20 protein-coding genes are annotated in these 22,201 nt (G+C 37.9%); 4 read left to right on the forward strand and 16 right to left on the reverse strand.

All coding sequences use genetic code 11. The annotated features are described in order from the left end of the window. Nucleotides 1–91 precede the first annotated feature (91 nt). The 3 genes from ABMA78_RS05595 to ABMA78_RS05605 all read right to left on the reverse strand — a co-directional run bounded on the left by ABMA78_RS05595 (nucleotide 92) and on the right by ABMA78_RS05605 (nucleotide 3,953). Nucleotides 92–1,183 (reverse strand): hypothetical protein, encoded by a 1,092-nt coding sequence (locus tag ABMA78_RS05595; protein WP_392857860.1) that lies wholly within the window; start codon nucleotides 1,181–1,183, stop codon nucleotides 92–94. Between the two features lie 70 nt (nucleotides 1,184–1,253). Further along, entirely contained in the window at nucleotides 1,254–2,504 is a 1,251-nt protein-coding gene (locus ABMA78_RS05600) for an alkaline phosphatase (protein ID WP_392857862.1), read from the reverse strand. Between the two features lie 342 nt (nucleotides 2,505–2,846). Next, complete coding sequence (locus tag ABMA78_RS05605; RefSeq protein ID WP_021265862.1) at nucleotides 2,847–3,953, reverse strand: Glu/Leu/Phe/Val dehydrogenase dimerization domain-containing protein; 1,107 nt, start codon at nucleotides 3,951–3,953, stop codon at nucleotides 2,847–2,849. A gap of 117 nt (nucleotides 3,954–4,070) precedes the next feature. On the opposite strand from ABMA78_RS05605, the gene ABMA78_RS05610 reads away from it, so the two are divergent. After that, nucleotides 4,071–4,379 (forward strand): 2Fe-2S iron-sulfur cluster-binding protein, encoded by a 309-nt coding sequence (locus tag ABMA78_RS05610; RefSeq protein WP_392857863.1) that lies wholly within the window; start codon nucleotides 4,071–4,073, stop codon nucleotides 4,377–4,379. On the opposite strand, the gene ABMA78_RS05615 is transcribed toward ABMA78_RS05610, so the two are convergent. The 6 genes from ABMA78_RS05615 to ABMA78_RS05640 form a co-directional block, all read right to left on the reverse strand. Continuing rightward, nucleotides 4,357–5,193 carry a hypothetical protein gene (locus ABMA78_RS05615; protein ID WP_392857865.1) on the reverse strand — a complete coding sequence of 279 codons (837 nt, stop codon included), beginning with the start codon at nucleotides 5,191–5,193 and terminating at the stop codon, nucleotides 4,357–4,359. The two genes, ABMA78_RS05610 and ABMA78_RS05615, sit on opposite strands and share 23 nt — an antisense overlap. Before the next feature lie 86 nt (nucleotides 5,194–5,279). Then, the gene (locus ABMA78_RS05620; protein WP_392857868.1) at nucleotides 5,280–6,281 is read right to left on the reverse strand and encodes an NAD(P)/FAD-dependent oxidoreductase; all 1,002 of its coding nucleotides are present in this window, start codon (nucleotides 6,279–6,281) and stop codon (nucleotides 5,280–5,282) included. Between the two features lie 101 nt (nucleotides 6,282–6,382). Continuing rightward, the gene (locus ABMA78_RS05625; RefSeq protein ID WP_021266350.1) at nucleotides 6,383–7,729 is read right to left on the reverse strand and encodes a hemolysin family protein; all 1,347 of its coding nucleotides are present in this window, start codon (nucleotides 7,727–7,729) and stop codon (nucleotides 6,383–6,385) included. A 208-nt stretch (nucleotides 7,730–7,937) separates the two neighbouring features. Next, nucleotides 7,938–8,417 (reverse strand): hypothetical protein, encoded by a 480-nt coding sequence (locus tag ABMA78_RS05630; protein WP_392857871.1) that lies wholly within the window; start codon nucleotides 8,415–8,417, stop codon nucleotides 7,938–7,940. Next, nucleotides 8,414–9,190: a hypothetical protein gene (locus ABMA78_RS05635; protein ID WP_392857873.1), complete on the reverse strand. Its 777-nt coding sequence runs from the start codon at nucleotides 9,188–9,190 to the stop codon at nucleotides 8,414–8,416. Before ABMA78_RS05635 ends, ABMA78_RS05630 begins: the two co-directional genes overlap by 4 nt. Continuing rightward, the gene (locus tag ABMA78_RS05640) at nucleotides 9,183–9,596 is read right to left on the reverse strand and encodes an NUDIX domain-containing protein (RefSeq protein WP_392857876.1); all 414 of its coding nucleotides are present in this window, start codon (nucleotides 9,594–9,596) and stop codon (nucleotides 9,183–9,185) included. The genes ABMA78_RS05635 and ABMA78_RS05640 overlap by 8 nt, the downstream gene beginning before the upstream one ends. Nucleotides 9,597–9,677: 81 nt before the next feature. On the opposite strand from ABMA78_RS05640, the gene ABMA78_RS05645 reads away from it, so the two are divergent. Beyond that, nucleotides 9,678–10,679 (forward strand): tRNA dihydrouridine synthase, encoded by a 1,002-nt coding sequence (locus tag ABMA78_RS05645; protein WP_392857877.1) that lies wholly within the window; start codon nucleotides 9,678–9,680, stop codon nucleotides 10,677–10,679. Here ABMA78_RS05645 and ABMA78_RS05650 read toward each other — a convergent pair. From ABMA78_RS05650 to ftsY, 5 genes are all read right to left on the reverse strand, one after another. Then, nucleotides 10,597–11,061 (reverse strand): hypothetical protein, encoded by a 465-nt coding sequence (locus tag ABMA78_RS05650; protein WP_392857879.1) that lies wholly within the window; start codon nucleotides 11,059–11,061, stop codon nucleotides 10,597–10,599. The genes ABMA78_RS05645 and ABMA78_RS05650 overlap by 83 nt on opposite strands. Nucleotides 11,062–11,133: 72 nt before the next feature. Further along, on the reverse strand, nucleotides 11,134–12,687 hold the full coding sequence (rny, locus tag ABMA78_RS05655) for a ribonuclease Y (RefSeq protein WP_392858018.1): 1,554 nt from the start codon (nucleotides 12,685–12,687) through the stop codon (nucleotides 11,134–11,136). 18 nt (nucleotides 12,688–12,705) lie between these two features. Next, entirely contained in the window at nucleotides 12,706–13,308 is a 603-nt protein-coding gene (locus tag ABMA78_RS05660) for a 5-formyltetrahydrofolate cyclo-ligase (protein WP_392857881.1), read from the reverse strand. Continuing rightward, complete coding sequence (zapA, locus tag ABMA78_RS05665; RefSeq protein WP_392857883.1) at nucleotides 13,280–13,585, reverse strand: cell division protein ZapA; 306 nt, start codon at nucleotides 13,583–13,585, stop codon at nucleotides 13,280–13,282. The genes ABMA78_RS05660 and zapA overlap by 29 nt, the downstream gene beginning before the upstream one ends. Nucleotides 13,586–13,627: 42 nt before the next feature. Then, nucleotides 13,628–14,863 carry a signal recognition particle-docking protein FtsY gene (gene ftsY, locus ABMA78_RS05670; RefSeq protein WP_392857885.1) on the reverse strand — a complete coding sequence of 412 codons (1,236 nt, stop codon included), beginning with the start codon at nucleotides 14,861–14,863 and terminating at the stop codon, nucleotides 13,628–13,630. Nucleotides 14,864–14,945: 82 nt separating this feature from the next. On the opposite strand from ftsY, the gene epmA reads away from it, so the two are divergent. Beyond that, entirely contained in the window at nucleotides 14,946–15,908 is a 963-nt protein-coding gene (gene epmA / locus ABMA78_RS05675; protein ID WP_392857886.1) for an EF-P lysine aminoacylase EpmA, read from the forward strand. Here the strand turns inward: epmA and ABMA78_RS05680 are convergent, their stop codons facing one another. Continuing rightward, a complete protein-coding gene (locus tag ABMA78_RS05680) occupies nucleotides 15,909–16,685 on the reverse strand; it encodes a hypothetical protein (RefSeq protein WP_392857887.1) in 777 nt (258 codons plus the stop codon). Between the two features lie 206 nt (nucleotides 16,686–16,891). Between ABMA78_RS05680 and ABMA78_RS05685 the strand changes: the two genes are divergently transcribed. After that, the gene (locus tag ABMA78_RS05685) at nucleotides 16,892–20,683 is read left to right on the forward strand and encodes a putative Ig domain-containing protein (protein ID WP_392857888.1); all 3,792 of its coding nucleotides are present in this window, start codon (nucleotides 16,892–16,894) and stop codon (nucleotides 20,681–20,683) included. Between the two features lie 5 nt (nucleotides 20,684–20,688). Here ABMA78_RS05685 and rimO read toward each other — a convergent pair whose 3' ends face one another. Beyond that, nucleotides 20,689–22,074, reverse strand: coding sequence for a 30S ribosomal protein S12 methylthiotransferase RimO (gene rimO / locus ABMA78_RS05690; protein WP_392857890.1), 1,386 nt, complete (start codon nucleotides 22,072–22,074; stop codon nucleotides 20,689–20,691). Nucleotides 22,075–22,201 lie beyond the last annotated feature (127 nt).

The following is a 22,201-nucleotide window of genomic DNA, read 5'->3' on the forward strand; positions in this document are numbered from 1 at the left end:
AGCTTACCAATTTTAGTGCAAAAGGTGCACATGCTGTGCATTAAATTTTAAAATAATATTTGACGGATTTCAGGTATTTAGAAGGGTTTGGCTAGAAGCCACTCGAAATTCCTAAGACATAGCGACGATCTTCCTCACCTCTGAAGTCAGAATCAGTTGTGTCAACAGCGTAAGTTGAGAGATCGAACTCCATTTTTCGAGTGCGAATCCCAATTCCCCCAGAACCAAAGCCATCTCCGTAACCTAGACGAAAAAAGAAAATACGACGCAGATCAAACTCAAGTCCAAGTCCAAGCTTCCTTTTAAAATCTACATCCTCATGGGCATTTAAGAAATCTTTATAATCCAACTCGAGGTGAACGCGAATAGTTCTACCCAGTTGAGGTGTAATTGAAAGTCCTAGATCATAGCTTTGCTTAATTTTTTCAGGAGCACCTGCTCCGGCCAATTTCTTAAAACTACCTCCAGTTGTATTATGACTAACAATTGCAAGAGTTGGAATGAAGGCATAAGGAAGAGTTATCCTCATCCCAGATGTTAAATATAACATCCTTCCGCGATTATAATCTTCGTCCGCAAGCGCTAAGGCCGTACTAGGGTCAGCTTCACCGATCGCTTCTTTGCGAAATAGATAAGTTGCAGAAACACCGAATTTAAAAATTCCCCCAAAGAGTGAGAAGTTAAAAGCAGCGTATGGACCAGTGTCTGTTCTTTGCGCGTATTCAAATTGATCCCCTACCTGATCACCAATGAAAGCTCGTTGTTGAACAGAGTACATATAACCAATTGTGAAATATCTCGTGGCGAAATTTGGCATCATTTGAAAACGACTATGGGCAACTGTTCCCTTATTTTGATCAAGTAATTTTCTAGCGCCTTCAAGAGAGAGTGCTTCAAATAAGTCACCTGCATTCCCCGTGACGTCACCTCCAAAGAGAGTCTCCATCCAGCCTTTGTTAGTTTCGAAATGAAAGTTTGAAAGATGAAAGTGGCGACCGCGATATGTACCAAGTCCGGCAGGATTATAGAATGCTGCCGAGGCATCATCCACTTTACCAATGAAGGCATTTCCCATGGCCAAGGCACGCGAAGACGTGATGAGTTCCGGAAAAACTGCATCCTCAAATTGTATTGCAAAAATACTTGAGTGAATTAATAGGCAAAATAAAATCAACTTCTTCACAAGCTAATTTTACAATACTTAAGTCGTCTTTTTAACACGAGGCACTATATTCCCGTCAATAACGTCGATATCAGCGCTTTTTGATAAGATCAATTATGATTCTGCCAATCTCGTTATTTTGGCGTTTACCAATAAATAGCTCTTTGGCCGGCCCATCAGCAAAAACTTCGACATCAACACCGTTATGACTCCAAGTTGTCCAACCCGTATAACTTTTGGCAGACACTCTTCTCGCAAAGGACTTGTAAAATTCTTTCTCACCTTTAGCTTGGGCCTTTTCTAGACGCTTAATATCATCACTGTCAAAGTCTATTGAATATGACTTGAATAATTTACGAGTTAGCTTCTTCTTAAAAACATCCTCAGCAATATCTTTTAAAAGCGTATCAATTTTTCTGAAGTTCTCAGGTAGCCACTTCTTAGACTTACCGTGGCCAATTGAAAGCCCACCAGTTGAGTGATCTGCTGTTACTACAATTAGCGTGTTCTTTGATTTTTTTACAAATTCATGAACAAGTTTTAAAGAGCCTTCAAAGTCTTCCATCTCTCGCATGGCACAGGCAATATCATTTAAATGCCCACACTTATCAATATGACTTGCTTCAATCATTAGAATAAAGCCATCCTTGGCATTCTGATTCATCAGCTGCAGAGACTTCCTTGTCATTTTTGTTAGTCTTTTATCATCAGTATTAATTTCAAAATCCATTTGTCCTTCATCAAAAAGAGCAATAACTGGAAGTTTATTATTTTTTTCAAAATCCGCTAATGTTTCGAGATAGCGATAACCTTTTAGCTTATTGATATACTTCTTAGTAATTACCTCACGTCCCCCACCTGCGATAAGATCGACAATAGGACGCTTAAAGCTTTGGTTGAAGACGAGATCTTTAACAATATCTTCGTGATCGTTGCGATTTAAAGCTGTTGCATAAAAGCATGCAGGAGTTGCGTGATAAACTTCAGAGGTTACCACAACACCAGTCTGCATGCCCTTGTCTTTAGCATACTCAAAGAGGACCTTGAGATTCTTTTTATTTATATCGACAGAGATTGCACCATTATAAGATTTTTCACCTGTTGAATATGCGGTAGCACCTGCAGCGCTATCAGTGATAAAGCTATCACTGGCCTTCGTAATAGATGAGCCCACAATTAATTTATCAAAGAGAGTTTCTCGATCAACATAGTTACGATAGGCCGTTGTATAAGCCGGCCCCATACCATCACCAATCATGATTATGATATTCTTCGGCGTTTGTGCAAAAGATGAAAAAGTAACTAATGATACAAGTGAAAATTTCTTAAATATTTTTTTCATGCCAAAAGAATAGCACTTATTTAAGCTTTGAAAATAGGAAGAGGAAATCTTAATTAAAACCAAAAAAAAAGCCTCTCAACTTAGAGCATCGTGCGATTCAAAGGTTGCCCAAAGGCAAGCTTTGGCGCGCAGATAGAAGTGACTCAAGAAACAAAGAGCGTAGCTTGCGTGTTTTGGTCATTTGAGAAAGTATGTTGCTAACTTTCACTTCGCAGAAACTTTCCCATTGCTCCAGAAGCAACAAAGCCTGCATAGATGCAGGCTTGTTGAATATATATTTCATTTCATTGCGATGGGAGCTAGCGTAGCGTCCAATAGACTGGCCTTAGCCAGTCAATGACGCTAGCGCTTTTTTCTACCAGGGAATCTGTGTCCAACGTGACCTAGGAATTTCCCTTGGATATTCTTGATTGACTCAATTCTAGATTCAGCAAGGATATCTGTCGCTTGGTAAACTGGAATATCTTGTTCTTCAGAAATATTAAAAACTTCAAGAGTTGTATCATAGATAGAATCAACCATTCTGATTGCCTTATCTTCTGACCAACCTTCAAATTCGATCGAAACGTTCATAACACCACCAGCATTGATTAGGTAATCTGGAGCGTATAGAACACCTCTTTCCTTAAGAATTTTACCGTGACGGTTTTCTGCAAGTTGGTTATTTGCAGCACCTGCTACGATTTTACACTGTAGACGATCGATTGTGTCATCATTGATTGTTGCACCAAGTGCACATGGAGCATAGATATCCATTTTAACGTCGTAGATTTCATCAATCCCAACAACTTTTGCATTTGGTACTTTTTCCTTGAATAGCTCAAGGTTCTTTTCATTGATATCACATACGTAAACTTCCGCACCTTCATTGTATAGGTACTCACCTAGGTAGCGTCCTACTGAACCAGCACCTTGAAGTGCAACTACTTTACCTTTTGGTGAACGGTTTCCATAAACCTTCATACATGCTGCTTCAATACCTCTGAAAACACCACGTGCTGTCCATGGAGATGGGTTACCTGAACCACCGTGGATCTCAGCAACACCTGCTACGTTATTTGTTTCAGTAAATACGTGCTCAATATCATCAACACTGATATTTACGTCTTCTGCAGTAATGTAACGACCATTTAAAGACTCCATGAAACGTCCGTATGAACGGAATAGAGCTTCTGACTTATCTTTTTCTGGATCACCGATGATAACAGCTTTACCACCACCAAGGTTAAGTCCAGCAACAGCATTCTTATATGTCATACCTCTCGAAAGTCTAAGTACATCGTTAAGTGCTTCTTCTTCTGATTCATATGGCCACATTCTTGTCCCACCTAAAGCTGGACCAAGTACTGTGTTGTGAATCGCTACGATTGCCTTAAGGTTACAACTTGGATCACTAAAAAAGATAACTTCTTCGTGTCCGTCTTTGTATAATCTCTCAAAACTAGGCATTGTTTTTTCTCCTTAGAAAGTTTGCAATAATTACCTGAATTTACGCAGGAATTAATGATGCTAAAATAGTGCTATTAGAGCTGAAAAGAACAATAAACTTTCAAGGATGAAAACTGTATGCACAGAGTGTCACTAATTGAAAATGATGAGCAAGTAACTGAATTTACAATAGAAGAAGGTCAGACAATCTTTGACGCAATCCAAGATCAGGGGCTAACTCTCCCCCATGGTTGCCTAAGTGGCTCGTGCGGTTCATGTCGTATTCAAATTATCGAAGGTAAGGACAACCTACAAAAGCCAGGAATTATCGAAGAAAATACCATTGAGGCCATTGCTCCTGAGCACACAGAAGTCGCTGAAGGAAATATCCGCCTGGCCTGCCGTGCAAAAGTCACAGGTGATATTAAATTTTCGATTCTAAAATAAGTTGAATAATTGCACGAAAGTGTTGCTTGCGGTCAAAATTCCAAGACTCATTTTCACCTTTTAGAAAATCCATATTCTTCTGATCAAGAACAGTTGTCAGGTGATCCACATCGTTGATGACAACATGGCGATATGGTTTAAGTAGTGAAGACTGAAGATCTACCATTCCATCATTTCTTCCTACTCTCTTGTAAATATAGTTTCGACTAATCTCTAGAGATGTTTCTCGGCCCTGTTGCTCATTGATGAATGTAATAAATTGAAGAAGGTTAATATTTTCTAGTGCCTTTTCAATCTTAGTAGCATTGGCCTGCATATAATCAGAACGCATTTTTGTTCCTACAGATTCCATACCAGTCACATCACCACCAAGTACGGCAAAAATCCATCCCATAACTGTTTTCTTGATTGAACCTTGGATAAAGTAATCGGCCAAAACAGAACCGTGATAAGGAGACTGCATTGAAACCCAGCCCACAACTCTCTTCGACACCTGCGGATTATTAATCAGTACATCTAAGAACTCGAGGCCACCCTTTGAATGACTTATAATGAGCAAAGGTCCCTTGATTTTATCAAGTTCACTTTTAATATATTTTGAATTTTTACTAACTGGATCTTCTGATTCGACGATAATTCTTTCAAATTTTACATTATGATCTTCTAGTAGCTCCATATAGTCACGAAAGTAATCCCCTGTAAAATACGAAAGGTTCACAATTTGACCAGATCCTTCAATTGCCGACTGAGACAAAATTCCTGGTAGAAAAACAACTGTTAAACTTGAAAGGCTTTTTACTTCGGTTTGAGTCAAACCTTGCTTTGATTGATAAAGACTACGGTATTGAGTTGTCTTATTTTGTGCCCTGGCTACAACAGTGGCCAGGACAAGTAAAAATATTAAGCTAAACCTTGTGAAGTTAATAATGCCGCCCTTTTCTTTCTTCTGATCTTAGCATTGATATCATCAAGTGAATCAACTGCCATATCCCAGGCCGTATAAATCTGCTTCTTTTTATTGGCCCTTAAGTCACCTGCTACATAAAAGTTTTCAATATTTGTTTCACCTTTTTCATTAGCAAGTACATAGCCTCTACCATCAATTTCAGCACCAATGGCCTTGGCAAGTTCATTATAAACGATAGTTCCAAGCGAAACAAAAGAAAATGCTGACTCTAGTGTTCTACCACTAGCAAACTTGTAACCCTTGATAATCCCATCCTTACGCTCTCCAAGAACATCGACAATGGCCTCAGTGAACACTTCTATCTTATAGGCTTTAATTAATTTTTGAGTTTCTTCATCAAATTGTGGAGTTTCACCATTTGTGAGGATTGACATCGAAGGCGTGTTGTAGCGTTCTTTAAGCATGACAGCAACCCAAACGGCACCAGATGTATGGCCAATAATTGAAGTGTGCTTGTCGTAAACATGGTGCCCATCACATCTTAAACAGTAATCAACTGTTTGAGCGTTAGCGAAAGGAAGAATTGGTTTAATACTATCGTTGAAGTGTGGCTGAACATCCATAATACCTGTACAGAGAACAACATATTCCGCTTGGTACTTTTCACCATCACTATCAATTAATTCAAAGCTTCCATCACTTAGCTTCGTTACCTCTGTAACACCTTTGCCCTTAACGAAAGTTAGATTATCGTTGAATTCCGACTCTTGAATCCACTCGAGAGTTTCCTTATTTGGTTCTTCAATTCCTTTCTTGTACTTATGAGTCCCAGGCATATTTTCAACTTTATAAACCCACTTCTCACGAGAGCGCTTCTTGTCTCTTGGCGTACCAGGAAAAAGAACAACTGTATCATTATTTAAAACACCACGTAGTGTGGCCATCATACCGGCCGCGCCACCACCGATTACTGCAATTTGAAATTTGTTAGACATAACTACTCCATGACTAGTTCATATTTAGTATAGTCTATCAGAAAGAGGGAATCTAATAGATTCCCTCTATGTAAGCTTTAGCAAAATTTATTTAAATTTGATTATTTAACAGGAACTTCTAATAGATCATCAGAAGTTTCAGTGGCCTCTTTGGCCTCTTTCTTTGAGAAGAAGTGCTTTTCCCCATCAACATCTTTAATCTTAACTTGCTTGATTTCGTAGTCAAAGACCTCAGTAAGCTCAAAGCTATAGCCTTCCCAAATAATGATCTGTCCAGCTTCAGGAAAGTTATTTCCAAGCATATCAAGTAAGAAGCCAGCAAGAGTTGAGTAATTATCATTAAGAGGAATCTTAATATCATAATCGTGATCAAGATCTCTTAAATTTGTCGCACCATCAATATCCGCACCTTCAATAAGGTCACTTTCCTGATAGTCTTTAGTAATCTCATCAATATCATCATCGTGCTCATCTTGAATTTCACCAAGAATTTCTTCAATAATATCTTCAAGAGTAATGATACCAACGATTAAACCATTCTCATCTTTAACAAGCGCCATGTGAACTTTCTTGCGATTCATATGATCGAAAACCGCTTGAATCTTCATATGTTCATAAACAAAGAACGGGTCTCTTAAATGATTTACCATTGTGAAATTATCACGTTCGGCCCTTTTTAAGAATGCGAGTTCCTTAACGTGAAGAAAGCCCTCGATATTATCAATTTCACCATCAACAACTGGGTAACGAGAGTGAATTGACTCTTCAATCTCACTGATAACTTCTTTATATGTACTGCTAACTTGAATAGACTTGATCTCTTTACGTGGGATCATAATGTCTTTAACTTTAATCTTAGGAAATTCTAGAATCGAGTTAAAGAGATCGATTTGCTTGTGATCAATTGTATTTTCTTTCTCTGCTTTTTGAATCATAAACTCAAGGTCATCCTTCGTTACAATTCTTCCCGTCAGTTGCGCATTCTCACCAAGAACTGTGTGGATAAGCCAAACCATAATTTTAATAACAGGGTAAAGTAGATAGTAGAAGATTTGTAGAACACGAATAACAAAAAGAGATAAACTTTCTGCGTGCGTTCGAGCAAAAGTCTTAGGGATAATCTCACCAAAAATTAGAATAACAAACGTTGTCGCCCCAACAGCAATTCCAATTGCATCATCCGCAAACAAGCGGGTTGCAAGTACTGTCGTTAAAGATGAAGCAAAGATATTGACGACGTTATTTCCAACGAGAATAGTTGTTAGGATCTCACTTGGGCGATCAATCATGAAAGCAATTGCTCTTCCCTTTGCACCACCTTCTTGAATTAGTTGGCTAGCACGATCGTGAGGAATCGAAAGGAGGACAGCTTCTGAACCAGAGAAAAATCCCGAGCCGATAAAGCAGATTAACAATAGGACAATCTCAAGGCTGCTTACATCAGTCATTGCCTTGTCCTTGTTTACTAAATTTTGTTGAGAGTTTTTTTAAGAAGTAACAACAATAAAGCGGAGGTTCTATAAGGAGTTTCCTTGTTACGGGTAAGACTCTCTATTGAGCTACCCCTTCGTTTAGATATAAATATTTTATCAGTATTTCTGATATGATTCAATACATCATAAACCAACAAATTTCAAGGATTTGAAGCACAAACCCCTAGTGATGATCGAGTTGTTCGCCTTTAAAGTCATGATCTGAGTAAACAATACGATCATTCATTTCATGGTTGAAATCATATATCTCACTGATATTACTAACCTTTCTGAAGATTGTATGACACTTGTAGCAAATAACAACAGGTGGAAGCCTCTTGAATAACGCAAAATCAAATACATACAAAATAATAAAAGGAGCAACTGAATATGGAGCGTATTGAGTTGTTGCCATATAAAGAGTTGCCAAAGCAGCAACAACAAAAAGCATGACACCAATCTTACGATTAAAGTCTTTTTGCTTATAAAAGTCCTTTCTTTCACAACAAGGACAATCTCTAAGGATTCCCTGCTCGTGTTCTTCATTCATTTTCACAGGAGCTTTTGTATGGCAAATTTGACACTCAACTTCACTCACCTCTTTATTAGGGTGAAAAGAAACAGCTGAACCACATTCTTCACAAGTTAAAGTAATTTCCATCATAGTAGTAACCCATATGTATAAAATAAGTAAATCGCAATCATTTCACCAATAAAGACAAAGATTGTCATGGCATAGAAGATCCCAGTTGCACTTTGAATACTTCTCATACTAACAAGCTTCCATCCAAAGATACTCATTCCAAGAATAACAAGGTATCCCCAAACATCTCTCATAATAACCATTAGCCAGTTAAAAGCATAACCGCCACCAAGTTCAGTTCCTGCAGCGAGGTATGGCCCAAGTTTTGTATGCTCAAACCCAGACCAAATAAGCTTAACAAAAAGCAATGCCCACGTAACAAGTGTTGCCTTCTTAAGAGGAACTTCCGAAAGCTTTGGTGTGACAAGATACCAGTGACCAAGGATCATAGCGTATGTAATGGCCCCAAGATAATAAACTGATGAGCCAATGTATAAGTAGTTAACTAAGTTCTTATCTTGAAAAAGATAAAGAGCATAAAAGCCAATTAGAGTTGGAATCGCATAAAGAATCCAAAGGGCCACATTCTTTTCATCGTAGTGATTGTGAAGTTGATGATGAAAAAGAATGCAAATCGTACTGATATAAAGAAGAATCGCTTCAAGATCAGTTGCACTATTTCCAGTTACAATATGAGCAATAGCGGCCATGAATAAACTCACAAGACAAGTTGTCGATAGAAGCTTTTGAAAACCTCCCCCTGTCATTTTAGAATTTGCCACTGGTGCAAAAGTAAAAACTCCAAAGCCCAGGGCCAGGAAGAAGTACTTTGCCATTTCAAATGTATTACTCATTCAAATTACTCTCTCGTAAAAAATGCTCAACTAAGCGCATGATGATGATTTTATTTGCTGCTGGAATATTAAGGTTTTCTACATCATTTTGAGCGTTTTCAAAAGGTATCTTTTGACTGATCAGACTCATTTCTTTTGTATATTCAACAACATAGACATATAAAAAGACGCTTCGATCTGAATAATCGTGCTTAAGCTGAGTGAAGAGACTAATTTTATTTAATTCGTGGCCCACTTCTTCTTTAAACTCACGACGTGCTGCCTGCTCAATGCCTTCACCTGGTTCAATCTTGCCACCAGGGAACTCGATCATACCATCAAGAGGGCCATCTTCTTTTCTCACTTGTCCCCAAAGAACAAGTCCATCACTTTCAAGTGAATACGGGATTACGATTGCGATTTCCATAAATAAACTTTTACCCTAAAAATTTTGAAATGTTAAAAAAGCAGCGTAGCTTTTTGCGCCTTTATTGTTTATAAACCAAGTGTGAGTACATTACCTTTTAAACAAAATTCAATCATATTTGCACCGATGGAAGGTGTGACGGAAGGCCCATATCGCGAGGTCATTCAAAGAATTTTTGGAGACTGGGATTATTACTACACAGACTTTTACCGAATCCCATCAGTTGGTAACGTAAATGCAAAGACATTGATCAAACACTTTGGTGAAACATACTTACAAAAAAAGGCCCATACAGAACAAACGGCCTACCAGTTTCTAACTTCAGAAATTGCTCAAACCGAACAGGCCATCTCACTTATTAGTGAAATGAATTACCATCATATCGATCTAAATCTTGGTTGCCCTTCAAAGAAGGTTAATTCAAATAAAGGTGGCGCGTACCTTTTATCAGATTTAAAAGCACTCGAAAAAATTATTAAACAAATTCGAGAAGGTTTTAAAAACACTTTTACTGTAAAGATTAGAATTGGTTATAGCGATGATAGTCTTTATCTTGATCTCTTAAAACTCTTTGAGGATTGTGGTGTCGATGGGATTACGATTCATGCACGAACTCGTGACCAACTCTATAAAGGTGTCGCAGATTGGAGCTACATCGAAAAGGCCGTCAAAGTTTCAAATCTCCCAATCATTGCCAATGGAGATATCTGGACAATAGAGGATATCAATAGAATCTTTGATCAGTGTAACCCGTATGCAGTTATGTGTGGCCGAAGTGCACTTAAGACTCCATGGCTGGCCTCAATTTATAAAGAGTATCAAGGAAACTTGGATTTTATCAGTGATGAATTTCTTCTGAAAGTTCGTGCTGAAAACTTAGATCTTTACTTCTATGAGCTTGATAAAGAGTATCGAAAGAATGGCCTTGTTGACTCAACAATACTTAAAAGATTTAAAGCATTTTGCCGTTATCTATTTGATGACTATGAAAACTTTGAAACTATTCGTGGCCGTTTTCTTCGTGCCCAGAACATTCATGAGTTTCGTGCTCATCTAGATCAATTTGTGGCGAATTATTCTTAATAAAGAAATAAAAAGTAATTTCAAAAAGAAGTACACCAACAATATAGACGATTCGCGCCTGAGTTGAAATTCCAACAAGTCCTACTAATAAGAAAAAGAGAAAACCTGGAAGGTGTCTTAAAACCACATTCCCCCAAGTATTATCAGGTATACGGTCCTCTAAAATTGTATAGAAATTCATCACCGCATTGGCAAAATTAAAACGGCTTGTTCGCCCCTCGAAGTACTCATCACGATTAGGGTGACAGTAGAGACCGGCAAATGAAATCGCTGTAAAGAAGCAAATATACTCTTCAGTTGAAAAGTGAAGAAGTGCCGAAGCAATGAAGAAAATCACTAACGAGGGTAGAAAATATAAGTAGTAGCGAATTCCAATTTTCATGCTGCCTCCAGAAAGCCCAAAAAAGAAAGGCACCCAAAAGGTGCCTTTCTCATATTATAAATGGAAGTTATTTTACTTAGCAACTCCAACTGCTTTTGTCTCACGAACAACTGTAATTTTAATTGTTCCAGGGTAAGACATTTGCTCCTCGATTTGCTTAGCAATATTACGAGATAGCATAACAGTTTCTTCATCTCCAACCTTATCGTTTTCAACAAAGACACGAACTTCACGTCCACCTGAGATCGCGTAAGACTTGCTAACACCTTCAAATGAGTTAACAATTTCTTCAATATCTGTAAGACGAGAAACATAAGACTCAGTAAGTGCCTTACGAGCACCTGGTCTTGCACCTGAGATCGCATCCGCTGCTGCAACAATGTGAGCAAGGATAGACTCTGGTTTTTCATCATCGTGGTGAGCACGGATTGCGTGAACAACGTCCGCAGACTCTCCATATTTTCTAGCAAAGTCAGCACCGATAACAGCGTGTGAACCTTCAGCAGATGCATCAAGAACTTTACCGATATCATGTAGTAGACCTGCACGACGAGCTTGCTTAATATTCAGCCCCATCTCAGCGGCCATTGATCCAGCAATAAATGCTGCTTCAATTGCGTGCTGGTATTGGTTTTGAGTGTAAGAAGTTCTAAAGTTTAGAGCACCAACAAGTTTTAGGATCTCAGGGTGAATACCGTGAACACCAATTTCCATTTGTGCCTTCTCACCTAGAGCAAGAAGCTTCTTCTCAAATTCAGCTTTTGACTTATCGTGGAATTCTTCAATTTTTGCTGGGTGAATACGACCGTCAGCAATTAGCTTTTCAATTGTATCTTTAGCAATCTCACGTCTTACAACGTTGAATGAAGAAATAACAACAATCTCAGGAGTATCATCGATAATTAGGTCAACACCACAAATCTGCTCGAAAGCTCGAATATTACGACCTTCACGACCGATTAGACGACCTTTAACATCATCAGATGGTAGATCTACAGTTGAGATCGTCTTTTCACCAACGTGCTCTCCTGCGTATCTTTGAATTGCTATTCCAACAATTCTCTTCGCACGGTTTTCAGCTTCTTCTTTAGCTTCCTCTTCCATACGAGTAATCATCTTAGAAAAATCAACTTGAGCTTCTTCTTTCATCGTATCAAGTAGCTCATCTTTTGCTTGTTCTTTTGTCATAGCAGCAACTTCAGATAACTTCGATGCATACTCTTCTTGGCGAACAACAAATTTTTCTTTTTCTTTTAGAGCATCTAACTCTTTTTCTTTTACGTCTTCTTCGCGCTTTTCGACTTTCTTAGTCTTCTCATCAAGTTCATCCATTTTCGATTCAAGCTTTGCTTGTCTCTTATTAAGATCTTTTTCCTGATCGTTTAGTTCGCGCTTCACACGTTCGGCATACTTGTCAGCTTCCTTCTTTTCTTCTTGAGCTGCCTCTTTCGCCTCTTTTCTCGCTTTATAGCTAATGTCTTTTGCCTGTGTTTTGGCCTTTTCAATAATTTCGTCACCTTTAGCTTCTCTTTCAAGCACTTCTTTCTTTGCTTGAAGATTGCGTATAACAAAACCTACTGCTAGTCCAACAACAAGGAAAAGAAGTGAAGCTAAGATTAAATCCATACTCATTTCTCTCTCCTATTAATTAACTTTAATCACTTCCCTATCAGTTACGATATAATTCATTGCTTGATCATGATCTTCAAAGGCAACTTCACTAACCAACTGTTGATTAAAGCAAACTCCAATTTTTATAACTTTCTTCTTATCAATATTAATCAATTTATCGAGGTAAATATCGTAATAACCCTTACCTCTTCCCAAGCGATGCCCCTTCTTATCAAAGGCAACTCCAGGAACTAAAATAACTTCAGGAAAAACTATTGGGTCACCATTCTTAGGAACCTTAAACTCTTTTCCAAAAGCCTGAACTTTTTCAAGTTCATTTATCGGCGTACTTCGAAAGCACATCTGCAACGAGTCTTCGCCAAACGAAGGAAAACTAAAATTAGTTTTCGTCTTCAAAATTAAACAATTAACTTCACCTGGAATTGGAAAGAAAACCCCTAGGTGCTTAGGATTTAAGTTTTCGGATTTTAAAAGAGAATCGATATTTGAACAGACTTTCTCAGACAGTTGTCTTTGATCATCTAAGCTTAAACTAGCTAATTCTTCTAATATCTTTTTTCGAAGCTCTTTCTTTTCAAGACTCATTTTAGTGAGTTTTTGGAAGTGCTTCTTCAATCAATTTTAGTGCATTATCAGAAAGAGACTTAACTTCATTAATCTCACTTCTGTATTCCCTTTCTAAAGATAGCTTTTCTTTTGCTAACTCAAGTGCAACGAGAGCTGCTAACTGAGAGTCAGAAATTGAAGGCGCCTTTTGGCGAATATTGCTTGCGATTGATTCAACATACTCAACAATTTCAGTTGCTGAAACAACCTCATCTTCATTAGACTCTTTGAGTCTAAAGTTATGACCTAAAATTTGATATTCTTTTACTTCCGTACTTATATCCATAGTTATTTAATTGTAGTCCTACAAAGGATTTCAGTCAATCAATCAATTACCGACCAGTGCGTCAAGATATTCATCTAAATTAAACACACTCAGGTCTTCGACATTTTCTCCAACACCAATATAGGTAATTGGAATTTGCAGACTATCAACAATGGAAATTGCGCTTCCCGCTTTTGAAGAACCGTCACATTTTGTAAATACAAGACCAGTTAGATCAAGTGCCTTGTGAAACTCTTCAGCTTGGCGGATTGCGTTTTGACCAGTAATTGCATCAATTACTAATAATGTATGATGAGGTGCATCCTCCATCAGTTTCTTTAATACAGTCTTACTCTTCGATAACTCTTCCATTAGGTTACCAGCAGTGTGAAGGCGACCGGCCGTATCAAGAATACAGTAATCGGCCTTTTCATTAATTGCAGTTTGCAGAGCGTCGTAACCTACACCACTTGGGTTGGCCCCTTCTTTTGCGCGAATCATTGTTGCGCCTGCTCTCTCACACCATACTTGAAGCTGATCTACGGCCGCGGCCCTAAAAGTATCACAAGCTCCAACAACTACTTTCGCACCTTGTTGCGTCAGTTTCGTTGCTAGCTTTCCAATTGTTGTCGTTTTTCCTGCGCCATTTACACCAACAACCATAATGACTTTTGGCATACCAATGCTATTGCCAGAGAATTCAAATAAGTCACCTTCGTTTCTTGATTGAACATCGGCCATTTTATTTTTTAAGAACTCTTTAATATACGCTTTAAATTGTGCCTCATCGAAGTCAGAGCTTTTTGCTTTTTCTTCAAGTGATTCAATTAGCTCACCTGTTGCCTTAGGCCCAAGATCTGCTCCGTAGAGAAGCTCTTCTACTTCTTCCAGGGCATCATCATCAAGTCCACCGCCAGAAAAAAGACTTCCAATCTTACCCCAAACACCATCACGAGAACGGCTTAGACCTTTTGTAAGACGATCCTTCCATGATTTTTCTGGAACTGGAGCTGGTGTAGGTTCAACCCTTGGAGCTTCTTGCACAACTTCAGCTTCAATTTCTTTAGCTTCTGCCTCAGGAGTTTCAACAACTTCAGTAGTAACCTCTTCCTTAGTTTCAGTAACTTCAGGTAGTTTCGGCTGGGCCTTAGGTTTTAGAAGATAGAAAACACCAGTGAATCCACTGATACCAAGTGCAGAGCATAGTGCGATAAATGCATATGCCATTTCGACAGTGATTGTCATATTTAGCTGGGCCTGATCCGCCCAAGACTGTAAAAGAGCAACGAGTTGCAACATAATATATTCTCCATTTTGTGTGTTTAAGAGATATGATATGTAGGCATAAAAATCAATATTTAAGGCGAAAATTGGCGTGAAAATGACAAATAAGATCGAACTATTTCATCTACAACAAGCAATTCGAAATTTTTTCAATAAAGATGGCTTTATGGATGTGCTGACACCGCCAATTGTGGAAAATCCGGGCATGGAAGTTCACATTCATCCCTTTGCAATCCACTCAGTGCATCAAAACAAGAATCACGAGCTCTACCTTCATACATCACCAGAATTTCATATGAAGGAATTGCTTCAAGAAGGCCTCGAAAAAATATTTACCTTGAGTTATTGTTTTCGCGACGAGCCAAACAGCTCCACTCACAGAAAGCAATTCATCATGCTTGAATGGTACCGAGCTAGAGAGAACTATGAAAAGATCATGGAGGACACAATCAACCTCTACCAATTTTGTCATGCCTACTTAAGGTCAAAAGGAATCAGAGTTATTGATCTCGATGACAAGATAAAGAAAGTGACAGTTCAGGAGATATTTTTAGAAGTTCTAAATATCGATATTCTTGAACTCATGGATCGCGATGAGCTCTATAATTTAATTGATCAAAAATTTTCAAGAATTAATCTTTCAGGAAATAGAGATGATTATGCATGGGACGATCTCTTCTTTCTACTGATGTATAATTATATTGAGCCAGAAATGGAGAAGCATCCTTTTCTTCTTCTCTATGAATTTCCTGCGCCTCTACGCGCACTTTCAACAATTAAAGAAAATGATCCTAGAGTATGTGAACGATTTGAGGTCTATTGCCGTGGAATCGAAATTTGTAATTGTTTCAATGAACTTACTGACTCAAGCGAACAAAGTTCTCGTTTTGAAAAAGATGCAAAATTAAAAAAAGAGCTTTATGGCTACAGTCTGCCTTGGCCTAAGAGATTTTTAAATCAGCTGGAGAAAGGATTGCCAAAGAGTGCGGGGATCGCACTAGGAGTAGAGCGCCTTCTTATGTCCTTAACGGGCATGGAAGAAGACGCCTTCTATGATTAATTATTGTTTCTTTTGAAGTCGATTAAATAATAAGTGAGTCTTCAAGATAAATTCAGATTTTACAACATCCGGAGTCATCTTCATCGCCCAACGATAGTGCACTCCACTCTCTTTTGCAGAACGTAGTTTACTATTCCAAATAGGGAATGCATTTGCTAATTCTGCTGAATAAACCGCATACCAACGAGCAAACTCATCTTGAGATTTTGCTAGTAGAGCATCTTGAACATCAATTGAGTTCTCCACTAAAATTCTCTTCACTGAATAGATATTTAATTGATCAAGTTTTTTAATATCGAGATCTTTATTAAGATACTTTTTAAAAATTGTAACTGTAACTTCTTTGGCGGCCTTCGAAGTTTGCTGGTTATAATTTTCTAGACGCTGGTAGTATTGAGAAAGGACTAGTGAACGATAAACACCTTCACGTGTTCCCCCTTGCTCAAGAGTTGCGTACCATTTTGATAACTCATCTCTGTTAGCGTCAAGCTCGCGCGTGGCCTTAATAAGCTCATTGATAAATGATAGATTGTACTGAGACATCTGCTCTTTAGTAAAAGGTGACTTATATTCTTTCTTTGAATAAACACTTAAGTCTTTTGCATCTTTCTTAACGATAGGAATTGCAGGAAGCTCCACTTCATCTTTTTCTCCCCAAATCTTATCGGCCAACGATGTCGAAATATTCTTTTCCACAAAAGGTCTTAGCTCTTGTAGAAATGTTATCTGTGCAAATGCAGAAGTTGAAATCAAACAAATTAAGACGAATCTCTTCACAACTCTCTCCCGAATAATCAAGTATTTATCAATATAAACACTATTATAATGGTGCTTCGAATTTTTAGGAAGTTAGCAATTTTTAGCCAACAAAATTTGTCAATTTTGTGTCTAGGTTCTAGGCAATTAATACCTCTAACTGCTGACAAATACTGGCCTAATGAATTTAGGTAAAGATTGTTTAAGAATCATTCGATAATGAAACTATGAAAACGTTAAAAGGTAAACCGTCTCTACATTTAATATTAATCCTTCTGCTCATCGCAACTTCATGTGTGCCAGATAGCTTAACGAAGTTTAAAGAAGATGGCGCAAGCAGTGATGATGCATCAAGCTCTGTTGGAGAAGTGGTTAATCCACCGAGTGACTTTATCGATGAAAATGGTAATGAGATTGATGGAGATAAAATTACAGACCCAACTTCTGTTTTTTACGACAATGCGAGCAATTATATTTTTATCACTGGTGACTCTAGCTTAGCCAATTCAACAGGGGGTAAAAACGTTGTTGAATTCATAACACCAGATGGTGAGTTTGGTGATTACAATATCAAAGAAAATGAAGGTGTATTTACTCTATCTAATGCATCTAAAAATAATTTTTTAGATCCAATTTCAAACCCTGGTTTTAACTTTGGTTCTGATATCATGACAACTTATGCTGCTCATTTTACGGCCAGTAATCAAACTGGTCTTATTAAAATAACAAATAGTGCAGTTTCACCTCTTAGAAGCTTCACACTTGCACCAATTAATTTCAATTTTTACAGCCCTTCAACGGAAACGGCCCTAACATTAACAACAACTTCACAACCAAGAGTTACAATTCAAGCTCCTATTCCTGAAAGACTTACTTTTGAGACGCAACAGTCTTTCAACTGTACTGGTACAGGTATTGGAACGACTCCTCCAGCGACTCCAACTATTGGAGACGTTTATCTAAATGCTGGAACATGCTATTATAATTACGATGGAACAAATACAAATACTGTTGCATTTCCTTTTATAGGTCCTGTTTTTGTCGGGTTTAAGCTAGATGATAATAGCGGATTTCTCACAAACGGATTAACAAGTGAAACATTTACAACTGAAAACGGTGCAACAGGAACAATCACATACAAAGATGCTAGTAACAATATTTACGGTACTCTTACTTCTGGCTCTCTATACCCTGGAGATCTAATTGATAATGCTTTCCCATTTTCAAATAGCGAAGGGGTAATCAGTAAGGTAAAATACTTTTTCCAACCCGATTCAAATATCAATTTAAGATTGATTAACGATACAACTGAAGCTGCAGCTGAACATATTGGTTATATAAACAGTACTGATATTTCAATTACACCAGACTTGCCTTCGACATTAAGACTTGTAAAAAATGTAGATAGCCCGTTATTTGGATATATTATTGATACTTCTGGTGGGACAGATCATAGTTACCAATCACCAATTGAATACACTGTTACAGTTAAAAATGATATTTCGACAAGAACGTTTAAAATTGATATTGGCATAATCAATCCCCCAGAAGATTTATCTTACTCTCAACTTGTTGCGTTTAAAGTAAAAAATCTTGTTCAAACAACTTCGAATTTTACTGAAGGACAAGAAATTTCTGCAGCAACACTTCCGCCACTTAGCAATGGCGCAAAAGGTATTATCAAAAGAATTTTGAATATTGATGGAAATGAGAAATACCTAATTGTTCAAGTTATCAGTGGTGAGTTTGTAAAAGATATCTCAGTTGATAATTATAAGAACTTTTTAGATGAAGAAGCTGTTATACAAACAACTCCAGTATCTCTTACTCACATTATGTCTTTAAACTCCACTGCTGCCTTTACTCCGACTTACCTAGAAACAAGACCAGCTCTGTGTATGAGATTTCCAGCTGCACCAACAGATAAATTTGCTCGCGCAGTTGTTACTGGAAATCCAACAGATGCAGGACTTGCTAATATCATCTTTGTTAACCAAACGAAGAACATTAACGACACTAACTCTAGTGAAGACTTTATTGCATCTAATAATGCACTTGAAGATTGTAGTAACGCAACGGCATACATACTTAATGAGGTTTGGACTCCAGTAATGAGAGCAACATTTACTGACGTATCTTCACTTGTTAGTGGAATGGATATTCTCACGAATACGGGTCGAGCAAATCTCGTTGCATCGCAAATCAATAGTAGTGACAATACAGCTCTTTTACAAAGTACAAACGGTGTACCGATCACGATGACACTTCCAGGAGAAGCTTTCTCATCTGTAAGACCATACAGTGCAAATGGAGCGACAATCAGTGATTTTCAAACACTAACGACATTTGAACTACATCGTGGCATTGATTCAGTAATTAAATCCACACTTCCAAAGGGAGAAGATATTGCATATAGCGTAAGCCCAGAACTTCCTCCAGGTTTATCTTTAGATGAAGAGACAGGTGATATTATCGGTACTCCTGAAATTGCAGCTTCGTCTAAGACATATACTGTAACTGCACAAAATATCCTTGGTAGTTTCTCAGCATCATTCGATCTGTTAATCGAAGATTATTTTGAAGTTGCTGTTGAAGTAGAAAACACACCAAAATTTTTCACTCATAAGGATGGTGAAGATAACTTCTTTAATAAGTGTCGCATTAAGAAAAGAGATATTATCAGTAACCCAAGGGCCCTAGCATCAGATGTTGAAGATGTTATTGATATTGATTGTTTTGTCGATATTGGTGAGAACAATATTTACTTTAGAGAACTTAAACTACAAGCAAATGTAGGCCCAGGTATTTGTCATAGTATTCGCTATAAGCCGTTTTACTTTTACAAAAAAAGACCAATGATGACTCGTAGTTCAACTTCAGACATTGCTTACAGTGCAGCTGCTCGCTATATTGTACAAGTAGTAACAGGAACCTCTACAGATGCAGCGGGTGTAGCTCCAGCCGACAATACAGCTACTGATGGACTAGGAGGAGCAACACCTGCAAGTACTTACTATGCAGATGGAATCTATATCAATGGTGTTCCGTTCGGAGGAGAACTTGATGACCTATGTTCAGGTAAGTATCATGATTTAAATTGTGACAATGGTTCTTTCGAATATGCAGAGCTTGTTTATACTTACACAGAAGCAAACGCTGACACAGGCGATCCAGCATATTATAGAAATACTGTCGAAGTTTTAGAACATCAGTGTGAAGGGAATGCATTCTTATGTAGAAAAGGTGCTATTGAGGATGTATTTAACACTGAAGAACTCGCAGACGGTTTTAGTTCAACTGTTATCCAGGCATTTAGTGGAGCAAATTATGAAAGTGTTTTAAAAACTCCTCAAAAACGAGGTGCTAGATCAAACCGATCAATTGCTTCATTTGCACATGAAAACTCTTGTTATAACTCAGTAAATAACACCGAATACTATTCAGAGGGTATAAAGCGTCACGCGGAAAGTGCAAGCCTTTCAAGTGATCCGAACCAAATTCTTGATCCATTTATGGGGGCACAGCCTTACTATACTTTCTCTTGTCTCGATGAATTCTCAGTTACTCAGGCTAGAATCAACTTACACATTAGAGATTGGGATAATAACTATGAGATGAATAATCTTGATAAAGTTACTATTGCGAGCATGGATGAAGGAACAAACATGGATGTCTTTGATGAACCACTAAATGAGTTTAGTGACTGGGATGATTACACTAACTCAACAAACTACTCTGCTTGTACAGATGCTTCTGCACCAACCTTAGGAAACTCATATACTGCTATTACGACAGGAAATGGCTCAGTTGGTTCACTCTACTTCTATACAGTATCATCAAGTCAACTCTACTCTGGTATGAATGTTATTATTGGTGGACAAACTTATATCGTAAAAAGAGTTTACTCAAATGCTGTTCAGCTCACACGTCCGCTTCACGCAACCTTTGGAGCAGGAACGGCAATTACTGGACGTCAGCTAATACCATTTCCTTACAACGACTGGGAAGAAGAGCCTTAGTAAGGCTAAATCACACGTCCAACTAAATCAAAATCTAATACGTCGGTGATCTCAACTTTAACGAGGTCACCGATTTTTAAATCTCTCTCATTTAAGTCATTGATAATTACCTTACCGTCGATATCAGGAGCCTGACCAAAGTGGCGACCTACGATCAGTAGATCTGTATCTTCGTGTGTACCTTCAACGAGAACTTCTACCGTTTGTCCTAAGAATTCTTGATTAAGCTCTCTTGCAATTTCTTTTTGAACTTCATAAAGACGATCAAAACGCTCATCGATAACTTCTTGTGAATTCTTATCTTTTAGACGGTAAGCTGGTGTTCCTTCTTCATCTGAGTATCTAAAGATACCAAGGTGATTGAAGCGAGCTTGCTTAATACCTTCAAGCAGTTTTTCAAAATCCTCTTCAGACTCACCAGGGAATCCAACGATGATTGAAGTTCTAAGAACGATTCCAGGGATTCTTTCACGAAGCTTTGTGATACGCTCCATAATTTTTTCACCAGTAATCTTTCTGTTCATACGCTTTAGAACGTAGTCCGAGAAGTGTTGAACTGGCATGTCAAGATACTTACAAACTTTTGAAGATGTTGCCATTTTTTCAATAACTTCATCAGTAAGTTCGTCTGGGTAGAAATAAAATAGACGTACCCAATCAACCCCATCAACAGTCTCAAGACCTGATAGGAGTTCGAATAGGTTATTTTCATCACTAAGATCAACACCGTAATCAGATAGATCTTGTGAAATTAGATTTAACTCTCTAACACCTGTAGAAGAAAGGTGTTTTGCTTCTTCAACAAGAGACTCAACGGTACGTGATCTAAGACGTCCACGAAGAGTTGGAATAATACAGAAAGTACAATTTCTATTACAGCCTTCAGAGATCTTTAGCCATGCTGTATAGAATGGAGAAGTGTTTAGCCTTGGATCAAATTCCGTGTGAATGAACCTTGGAACTTCAACAAATGACTTCTTCTCTAGCTTATTATTTTCAAGTGCAGTTAAAAGAGGAACAATCTTATTGTACTCACCTGTACCAATAAACATATCAACTTCTGGTAGACTCTTTTCAAGTTCATCTGAATATCTCTGGGCCATACAACCAGAAACAACCAGTGCCTTACAATTACCAACTTCCTCATCTTTATAGTCTGCAAGATCAAGAATCATCTCAATAGATTCTTGCTTAGCAGCTTCAATAAATGAGCAAGTATTAACAACAATAACCTCAGAATCTTGAGGCTCTGTTACAACTTTAAAACCATTAAGTCCCATATGCCCGAGCATAACCTGTGCATCAACGAGGTTCTTTGAACACCCTAGTGAAGTAAAATAAACCGTGCGGTCATTAAATTTTTGGTTAACTTGAGATGAAATCTCAGACATATAATTCTCCATGTATAGCTAAAGTAGCTACTTATAGTGTTAAACCGACGTTTTTTCAATGCCTTATGTAATTTTTTTAGGAACAGAAATGCCTATTTTCAGACACTTGAAGGAAGTTACTTAAAGG

This window comes from Halobacteriovorax sp. RZ-2 (assembly GCF_043196685.1).
Taxonomy (GTDB): domain Bacteria; phylum Bdellovibrionota; class Bacteriovoracia; order Bacteriovoracales; family Bacteriovoracaceae; genus Halobacteriovorax_A.